This window comes from Xenorhabdus sp. Sc-CR9 (assembly GCF_963897815.1).
Taxonomy (GTDB): domain Bacteria; phylum Pseudomonadota; class Gammaproteobacteria; order Enterobacterales; family Enterobacteriaceae; genus Xenorhabdus.
Map to the genome: position 1 here is coordinate 1 of NZ_CAWQTY010000090.1, position 850 is coordinate 850.

Consider the following 850-nt stretch of genomic DNA (forward strand, 5'->3'; position numbering starts at 1 on the left):
GCAAGGCACAAAATACCTCGTAGACATCGACTTTTCTGGGGCGTGTGCGTTTCCTCTTGCTGAGCAACAGGGGTTCAATTTCCATGAACACTTCTCGACTAATGTCACTGGTATAAACTTTTCTCATTCCGCCAGTTTACATGAAAAACTATTCAGGTTTAAAAATATTCTGAATAGGTTCTTAGCGAAAATACTGATACTAGACGCCAACAATAACAATTTCATAAATAAATTAAACCAATTGATATACAGATGTGTGTTCGGGCCGTGTTAACCTTGAAAATGGTACAACTTTCAATTCGATTATGCTTTTTACAACACTTTTCTACAAAATAAGTGGGTTAGTATTATGAACATCATCAAACAGATATTGATTCAGGATCTTGAGCGGATCAATCTTAAAGAACATCGCGATGGTAAAGTACGCTTCAACAGTATCTTTATTCGCCACCATCCATACCTATGTCTGGCGATGGTTATCGCTTATGCTTTTATGGCTGCGCTCATGTGGTATGCACCCTATTTCGGTACATGGTCTCTTTTGGCATTTACCGTGGCTTTTATTGCTATGGCAGCTGTTCTGCTATTTGATATTAAACCCGTCTACCATTTTGAAGATATCGATGTGCTCGATTTACGTGTATGTTATAATGGTGAGTGGTTCGTCAGCGAACAAGTTTCCAAAAAGGCCGTCAATCAAATACTCACTCATCCTCAAATACCTAGAGCGTGTTGATCTTTTTGGTATAAAAAGCAAGCAGCAAATGGGGCTGTTATAATGGTTTCGCCAAAAATCAAAACAATTACCCCAAATGCCAAGACTAATGTTAACAGATGATAGCTGGAAATT

The 850-nt window shown here is 38.4% G+C and carries 1 protein-coding gene and 1 pseudogene; one reads left to right on the forward strand and one right to left on the reverse strand.

Features of this window, described 5'->3' with window-relative positions:
* Window positions 1-127: transposase (locus AACQ81_RS04385; RefSeq protein WP_443089582.1), on the reverse strand; the 127-nt coding region annotated here is incomplete at its 3' end.
* 222 nt (window positions 128-349) lie between these two features.
* On the opposite strand from AACQ81_RS04385, the pseudogene AACQ81_RS04390 reads away from it, so the two are divergent.
* Window positions 350-724, forward strand: a pseudogene (locus tag AACQ81_RS04390) (YlaC family protein); the annotation flags it as partial.
* Window positions 725-850 lie beyond the last annotated feature (126 nt).